Source organism: Streptomyces sp. WAC05292 (assembly GCF_003949955.1).
In the GTDB taxonomy this organism is placed as follows: domain Bacteria; phylum Actinomycetota; class Actinomycetes; order Streptomycetales; family Streptomycetaceae; genus Streptomyces; species Streptomyces globosus.
In genome coordinates this window covers 1-7441 of sequence record NZ_RPSE01000326.1, presented here as the reverse complement: position 1 = coordinate 7441, position 7441 = coordinate 1, and the positions used below count along the sequence as shown (strand labels likewise).

The 7441-nt window shown below is 75.4% G+C and carries 8 protein-coding genes; 5 read left to right on the top strand and 3 right to left on the bottom strand.

The window, feature by feature from the left end; translation table 11 throughout:
* Positions 1-146: 146 nt before the first annotated feature.
* On the bottom strand, positions 147-1121 hold the full coding sequence (locus EF903_RS25535; RefSeq protein ID WP_125546965.1) for a TetR/AcrR family transcriptional regulator C-terminal domain-containing protein: 975 nt from the start codon (positions 1119-1121) through the stop codon (positions 147-149).
* A gap of 170 nt (positions 1122-1291) precedes the next feature.
* Here EF903_RS25535 and EF903_RS25530 point away from each other — a divergent pair, with 170 nt between their 5' ends.
* On the top strand, positions 1292-2401 hold the full coding sequence (locus EF903_RS25530) for an FAD-dependent monooxygenase (protein ID WP_125546963.1): 1110 nt from the start codon (positions 1292-1294) through the stop codon (positions 2399-2401).
* Positions 2402-2422: 21 nt separating this feature from the next.
* On the opposite strand, the gene EF903_RS25525 is transcribed toward EF903_RS25530, so the two are convergent.
* Positions 2423-3529 (bottom strand): amidinotransferase, encoded by a 1107-nt coding sequence (locus tag EF903_RS25525; protein WP_125546961.1) that lies wholly within the window; start codon positions 3527-3529, stop codon positions 2423-2425.
* Positions 3530-3906: 377 nt separating this feature from the next.
* Between EF903_RS25525 and EF903_RS35945 the strand changes: the two genes are divergently transcribed.
* The 3 genes from EF903_RS35945 to EF903_RS25515 all read left to right on the top strand — a co-directional run bounded on the left by EF903_RS35945 (position 3907) and on the right by EF903_RS25515 (position 5753).
* Complete coding sequence (locus tag EF903_RS35945; RefSeq protein ID WP_312845963.1) at positions 3907-4401, top strand: serine hydrolase domain-containing protein; 495 nt, start codon at positions 3907-3909, stop codon at positions 4399-4401.
* Between the two features lie 43 nt (positions 4402-4444).
* Entirely contained in the window at positions 4445-4912 is a 468-nt protein-coding gene (locus EF903_RS35940; RefSeq protein WP_312845962.1) for a hypothetical protein, read from the top strand.
* 337 nt (positions 4913-5249) lie between these two features.
* Positions 5250-5753 carry an FxLYD domain-containing protein gene (locus EF903_RS25515; RefSeq protein ID WP_125546958.1) on the top strand — a complete coding sequence of 168 codons (504 nt, stop codon included), beginning with the start codon at positions 5250-5252 and terminating at the stop codon, positions 5751-5753.
* Positions 5754-5837: 84 nt separating this feature from the next.
* Here EF903_RS25515 and EF903_RS25510 read toward each other — a convergent pair whose 3' ends face one another.
* Positions 5838-6653 carry a class I SAM-dependent methyltransferase gene (locus tag EF903_RS25510; RefSeq protein WP_125546956.1) on the bottom strand — a complete coding sequence of 272 codons (816 nt, stop codon included), beginning with the start codon at positions 6651-6653 and terminating at the stop codon, positions 5838-5840.
* A gap of 201 nt (positions 6654-6854) precedes the next feature.
* On the opposite strand from EF903_RS25510, the gene EF903_RS25505 reads away from it, so the two are divergent.
* Positions 6855-7430, top strand: coding sequence for a TetR/AcrR family transcriptional regulator (locus tag EF903_RS25505; protein ID WP_125546954.1), 576 nt, complete (start codon positions 6855-6857; stop codon positions 7428-7430).
* Positions 7431-7441 lie beyond the last annotated feature (11 nt).

Below are 7441 nucleotides of genomic sequence, written 5' to 3'. Positions count from 1 at the left end.
GGTGGGACGGGGATGCGGGAGCGGATGTGGTCACGGTGCGCCTAGCGGTCGAGGACGGGCGCCGGGGTCCGGCCCCGGCGGCGGGCCGCCCCCAGCCTTCCAGCCCGCTGCCGGCGCGGAACAGTGGCAGAAGTGACACCTGGGAGTCAATTACTGCCAGTCGAGCGGGCACGGCCCTCGATGACCGGCGCGAGGCCGTCGAGGAGCGCCTTCAGGCCGGACTCGAACAGCGCGTCGAGGCACAGGTCGTAGCCGTCCCGGAAGGATCCGACCACCTTGGCGAAGGTGGGGAAGCGGTCCGACGCGAGGAGTTCGGCCAGGTCGGCGGCGCGGCCGTCCATCCACTGCCCGTCCGACTGGCCGGTGGCCGCGGCGGCGTTCGCCTCCCTCTCCAGGTGTACGGCCAGGCCCTGGACGTGGCCGTACAGCAGGACGTTGATCTCGAACTGCGTGGCGGGGTCGAGCCCGTGGCCGTCGAGGGCGCTCAGCATCCACTCGCTGTGGGCGAGGAGGTTGGGCACGAGGAGCGGGCGGGTCAGCGGGCCGACCTGCGCCAGCCAGGGGTGTCTGCGGTGCACGGACCAGAGCGTGCGCGCCCCCAGTTCCAGGCGCGGGCGCCACTCCCCCGCGGCGTCGGCCGGAGGGGAGGCCTCGCCGAACGCGGCGTCGGCCATGAGCAGGACGAGGTCGTCCTTGCCGGGCACGTGGCGGTAGGGGGACATCGGGGCGACACCGAGCCGGGCCGCGACGGCGCGCATGGTGAGCGCCGCCAGCCCCTCGGCGTCGGCGATGGCCACGGCCGTGCGGACGATCCGGGCGAGGCTCAGCTCCCGTTCGGGGTCGGGCGCGGCGGCCGGGCGCCGGCCCGGCTGCGGGGCGGCGGGCGCGCTGCCGGCGACGACCGTGCCGATCCGCGGCCGCGCCTCGACGACCCCCTCCAGGCGCAGCACCGCCAGCGCCTTGGTGGCGGTGGCGAGCGCGACGCCCCAGTCGGCGGCGAGCCTGCGGGTCGAGGGGACCGGGTCGCCGGGGGCGAGCGCACCGTCCGCGACGCGCCGCCGGATGTCGGCGGCGATGCGCCGGTAGGGGGGCTCCCCCGTCGTGTGCGTGGTGTTCGTCACGTCCTGCCGCCTCTCCGCGCTGTCCTAGTACAGAGGCTGGCAGCGCGGATGCTTCCTGGAGGTCATCTGCCCTAGTACAGAACGCCTGTTGACTCGGTTGAGCGACCTGAGCGTACTGCGTACGTTCGGCGCGTACACCGTACGAACACACGCACTGCCCGGAGGCACCTGTGCAGACCGTTCTGATCTCCGGCGGCGGCATCGCCGGCCCCGTCCTCGCCCACTGGCTGCGCCGCCGCGGCTACTCCCCCACCGTCGTCGAACGCGCCGCGGGCCCGCGGCCCGGCGGCCAGGCCGTCGACATCCGGGGCGTCGCCCTCGACGTCATGGCCCGGACGGGGCTCCTGGAACGGGCGGCCGCGGTACGGACCCGGATGCGCGGCATGTCGGTCCTCGACCCGCTGGGGCGCGAGCTGTCCCGCTCCACCGAGGAGACGTACAGCAGCGGCCGCCTCGACAGCGACGACATCGAGCTGCTGCGCGAGGACCTGGTGGGGATGGTGTGGGAGCACACCCGGGGCGACGCCGAATACGTCTTCGGCGACTGCATCACCTCCCTCGAAGAGGACGGCGGCGGGGTGCGCGCCGGCTTCGCGCGGGGCCCCGCCCGCACCTTCGACCTCGTGGTCGGTGCGGACGGCCTGCACTCCGCCGTGCGGCGGCTGGCCTTCGGACCGGAGGACGGCTTCGTGCACCACCTCGGCAGCCACCTTTCGGTGTTCGGCGCGGAGAACTTCCTCGCACTGGAGGACTGGCAGCTGTGGCTGCGGGACGGCGACGCAGGCTTCGGCATCATGCCCGTGCGCGGCAACACCGAACTGCGGATCGCCTTCGGCTTCGAATCCGGCCCCCTCCCCGAGGAGGTCCGCCGCGGCGACGCCCTGCGGCACCTCGTCGCGGACCGGCTGGCCTCCCTGCGGTGGGAGGGGCGGCGCCTGGCCCGGGCCGCCCGGGACGCGCCGGACTTCCACTGCGACGCCGTCGCGCAGGTCCGCATGGACGGCTGGTCGCGGGGCCGGGTGGTCCTGCTCGGCGACGCCGGATACTGCCCCTCCCCGCTCTCGGGGCAGGGCACGAGCCTCGCGCTGGCGGGTGCGTACGTCCTGGCGGACTGCCTGGGCGGAGCCGGCGGCGACCACGGTGCCGCGTTCGCGGAGTACGAGCGGCGGATGCGCCCCTTCGTGGCGCTCAACCAGGCCCTGGCGACGGAGAACGCGGGCGGGCCGGCTGCCGAGTCCTCCGTGGCCCGCGCCAAGGGCGCCCTCGCTCTGGACGGCTGACGGCGCGGCGCCGGCAGGGCGTCAGGGGCAGTAGGACTCCAGGCCGCCGCGGCGCCGCACGTCGAGCGTCGCGCAGTGGAACGAGCCGCCGAACGGCGCGTAGTGCAGCAGGTCGCAGGGGATCGGCTCGAAGCCCCAGCGTTCGAGGGCGCGGAGCATGCCCGTGTGGTGCCGCTCCGCGATCACCCGCTTCTCGTCGACCATGAGGACGTTCATGCTCAGCCATTTGCCGCACAGGGAGGCGGTCTTGAGCAGCCGGTCGCGGATCGGCTCCGGCTCGGGGGCGACCAGCACCTCCCACGAGCCGAGCGCGGCGGGCAGCCGGTCGACGTCCACGTACTCCGGGTTGACCAGCACCTTGCCGGGTGCCAGCGGCATGAACGTGGTGTCGATGTGCATCGGGGTGCGGCAGCGGCTCTCGATCTCGTGGATGCGGTACGCGGGCCCGAGGTGGCGCCGCAGCCACTCGATGCCGCTGCGGTTGGTGACGTTGCTGCGGGTGACGAACAGGTCCCGTCCGGCGCGCACGAAGTCCGCGGCGTCGAACACCGGCTCGTACTCGGTGAGGATGTAGCGCATCGGCTCGCCGGGCTTCGGCACCCGGAACCCCCGGTCGAACAGCGCGTCCGCGAGCTCCGGTTTGGGCGCGGCCGTCCAGCGGGCGCCGGCCCGGAAGTACTCCTTGAGCAGCGGGCGGTAGGAGTGCGTCTCGAAATAGCGGCAGGGCCAGGCCATCGGCGTCTCGATGATCTCGTCGCCGATGACGAGCATGCTGTCGCGCGGGCAGGAGTTGCAGAAGCCCCGCGAGGACCAGTCGGGGGTGCCGAACCGGCGCCCGTGGTCGGCGGCTTCGGGGCGCCTGACGGTGATCCCGAGGGACTCCAGCAGGGTGACGAACCCGTCCAGTTCCTGCTGCGCGCGCTCGACCAGGACGCGCGGGTATCTGAACCCGGCGGCGAGCCCCTGGAGGCGGGCCGCCCAGGGCGGGATGTTGCAGGCCACGACCGGGTGCCGGGAGGGGATCCGCACACCGTCGAGGCGGCCGACGATGACCTCTTCGAGCGGGTCCCACTCGTTGTGCGACCCGACCGGCGAGACGAGCGGTTCCGCTTGCACTGCTGCCGCCATGCTCGACCGCTTTCCGTCGCAGGAATCGACGGCCGTCGCCGTCCCGGGCGTTGTCGGCAGTCTACGGCGGCCCCTGCGGCGCGGCGACGGGAAGCCCGCCGCCCCGGGGACCCGTACCGGCGCGCCCGCAGCGCGCATACGCGCTCCCGGCCCGCCGGCGCGGGGTCCGCCAACCGGGCGGGTGCGCCGCCTCCGTACGCCCCTTGGAGCGCCGCACGTGCCGATCCGCGCCCGCCGACACCGCCTCCGCCTCCGCACCGGAGTGACCGTCGCCGCCCTGGCCGCCGCCGCACTCGGCGGCCTGCTGCCGCCGGCGCAGGCCGCCCGCACCCCCGAACCGCCGAAGGGGCCCGCACGACGGCCGCCTCCGGCAGCAGCTGGACCGGCTGGTCGCCCAGGACGACGGCCCGCCCGGCGCGATCGCCCTGCTGACCCGCCACGGCCGCACGCAGGTGTACACGGCGGGCACCGGCGACCTCACGACCGGCAAGCCTCCGCGGCCCGACGACCGCCTCCGCGTCGCCGGCGTCTCCAAGGCCTACAGCGGGGCCGTCGCCCTGCGGCTCGTCGACCGGGGCCTGCCCGCCCTCGACGACACGATCGGCGAGCGGCTGCCCCGCCTCCCCAAGGCCTGGCACGCGGTGGCACTGCTGCAGCTGCTTCGGCACACCAGCGGCCTGGCCGACTACAGCGCCGACCCGCGCCACCGGTTCGACTCGCGGAGGCTGCTGGACTTCGTCGCCGGCGAGCCGCTGCGCTTCGCCCCCGGATCGCTGTACACGTACGCGAACTCCGACAACATCGCCGTCGCCCTGATGGCGGAGGCCGTGACCGGCCGCCGCTACGAGGAGCTCCTCGCCGAGCTGGTGTAGCGGCCCGCGGCTGCGCCGGACCAGCCTGCCGCAGGGCTACCGGATGCCCGAGCCGTACATCCACGGGTGCGACGTCAGCCCGCCGGGCGAACCCGAGGACGTCAGCGAGCTGGTCAGTGCCTCCGGCAGCTGGGCCTGCGGCAGCATCGTGACGACCCCGGCGGAGCCCGGCGCGTACATCCGCGCCTACGGCGGCCCCTCCCTGGCCTCCGCCGGGACCCGCAAGGAGCAGCTCGGCTTCCTCCCGGGCGGCGCCTCGGAGCCGGCGGGCCCGGGCACGAACGCCGCCGGCGCGGCGATCTTCCGGTACACGACGCGGTGCGGCGAGCTGTACGGGCACACCGGCAACACCCCCGGCTACACGCTGCTCGCCGCGAGCACCCCGGACGGCGCGCGCTCCCTGGTCTTCGCGGTCGACACCCAGGTCGACAAGGCCGTCAAGGCGCGGCTTCCGGCCCGGCTGCGGACCGTCCACGAAAACTTCGCCTGCGCCCTGCCGGGCGACCGGTGAGCGACCGCGGGCCCGCCCGCCCCGGTGTGGTCCGCGGCGCCGGGCCACCGGAGGGCGACGTCGGGTGCCCCGGTGCCGATGACGCCGCGATCGCCCGCACGGGTCGCCCGGTGACGGGGCACGCCGGTGACCCGCCGGACACGCCAGGGCCCGAAGCACCGGCTGTCACCCGCTGCCCCTTCTTCTGCCCGCGCCACGTCGGCGTCGGAGGTCCACGGCAACCCGCCCGTGCGGGCCTAGGATCCGGGAAGCCGCGTACGGATTGCCCCGGCCCGGTGTCCGGGACGCCCGTGATGCGCGCAGCCTGGCATGCACGGAGGACTTCGAGGAGGCGGACATGGTGAGACGCCGACCGGCGGCGACGGTGTGGGCGGCGGTGGTCGCGGCGGCTGCTCTGGGCGCGGCGGGCTGCTCGAACGGCGGTTCCGCCTCCGACGCGGCGTCCCGGGCCGCGTCGGCGGTCCGGTCGGCCGGCGCCGAGGTCTCGGCGGCCGCGACGCACGCCGCGGACGCGGCGGCCTCGGCGGCCGCGGAGGCCCGGAAGAAGCTGGACGACGTCAAGGGCGGGGTGGACGCGAAGGGCGCCGTCACCCTCGGAAAGCCGTCCACCGCCGCCGACGGGCACACGGAGGTGCCGGTGACGGTGGAGAACACCGACGGCGCGGCGAAGTCGTTCGCGGTGCAGGTCGACTTCCGGGACGGGGACGGCAACACGGTCGACACCGTGGTGGTGACCGTGCAGGACGTGGCGGCGAAGGGCCGGAAGGAGGCCACCGCGCGCAGCACGCACGAGCTGTCGGGCAGCGTCTCCGCGCAGACGGCCAGGGCACTGCGGTACTGAGCGCGGCCCCGCCGCCCCGGGCACCGGCCGCGCGCCGGGGTCCGGGGCGGCCGGCGTTCGGCCGCCGGCCCGGGCCGCTCGGGGTCACGGGCGGCGGCCCCACACGGTGAGCATGCCGGGCGCGAGTTCGGCGAGGTCCGGGGATTCCAGGTAGGCGAGGGCCTCGTCGAGGGTGGCCTCGTCGAGGCGGCCGCCGGAGAGCAGGTCCGGGCGGAGCCGGCGGAGGGTGTCGGTCCAGAAGGCGGCGAGCGGGGTGCCGGGACGCAGCGGCGGGCACACCAGTTCCGCGGTGACGTCGTGCAGGCCGGCGGCGCGCAGGGCGTGCGGGTGGGCGCGTACGGCGGCGAGGTCGGTGCCGATGGTCTCCCGGAGCGCGTGCCACATGGCGTCGAGGGTGCGGCGGTACGGGGAGCCGGTGTCGGCGGGGTCGGGGATGTCGGCGGCGTCGCTGAGGACGAGGTGTCCGCCGGGGTTGAGCAGGCCGACGAGCCGGGCGAGGACCTCCCTGCGCTCGGGGAGGTGCATGAGCACGAACCGGGCGTGGACCAGGTCGAAGGTGCCCAGCCCCGGGTCGTCGGGGAGACGGGTCAGGTCCGCGGCGCGGACGCGCAGCCGGTCGCCTGCGAGGCGGTCGAGGCGGCCGGTGTCGCGGTCGAGGGCGACGACCTCGTCGGCGCAGGCCTCTTCGGCGAGCCAGCGCGCGATGGTCCCGGTGCCCGCGCCGACGTCCAGGCAGCGCGTGCCGGGGCCGGCGCCGAGCGCGGCCAGGCGCTCGCGGGTGTACGGGTCGTAGACGAGGGCGGCGTGGTCGATGCGGTCGCCCTCGCCCGGCAGGCCCGGCGGGAACAGGTCCTCGCCGTACCGGCCCGCCGGGCTCTGCTCGTCGGGTGCTGCCGCCACGGCGTTCCTTCCGACCGGGGGCCGTGCCGGCCCGGGGTCCACCAGGTTCGCCCCGCCGGCGGTTCCCGCGCCGGATTGGCCCGCCCGGGGGCGCGTCCCGCCCTCCCGCTCACTGCTCGGCACACTTGCGCATTTGCCTAAAGCTTTTAGGCAAATCCATACTGTCTTCAGGCAGAGACGGGTACGGCGCAGGGAGACGCGATGGCGGGGCGGGCCGGACTGACGGCGGAGCGGCTGGCGCAGGCGGGAGCGGAGCTGGCCGACGAGATCGGCTTCGACCGGGTGACGTTGTCGGAACTCGCCCGCCGCTTCGACGTCAAAGTGGCGAGCCTGTACGCGCACGTGAGGAACTCCCGGGACCTCAAGACCCGGATCGCCCTGCTCGCCCTGGGGGAGCTGGCCGACCTGGCCGCCGACGCCGTGGCCGGCCGGTCCGGCCGGGACGCGCTCGCCGCCTACGCCGACGTCTTCCGCACGTACGCCGGCCGCCACCCCGGCCGGTACGCGGCGACCCGCTTCCCCCTGGACGCCGACACCGCCCTGGCCGGTGCCGGCGTACGCCACGCCCGGCTGACCCGGGCCGTGCTGCGCGGCTACGGCCTGGCCGAACCGGAGCAGACGCACGCCGTCCGCATGCTCGGCGGCCTCTTCCACGGCTACCTCGACCTGGAGAACTCGGGCGGCTTCGCCCACAGCGCCCCGGACAGCCGGGAGAGCTGGGAGCGGATCGTCGACGCCCTCGACCACCTGCTGCGCACCTGGCCGCAGGCTCGCTGACCCCGCACCCC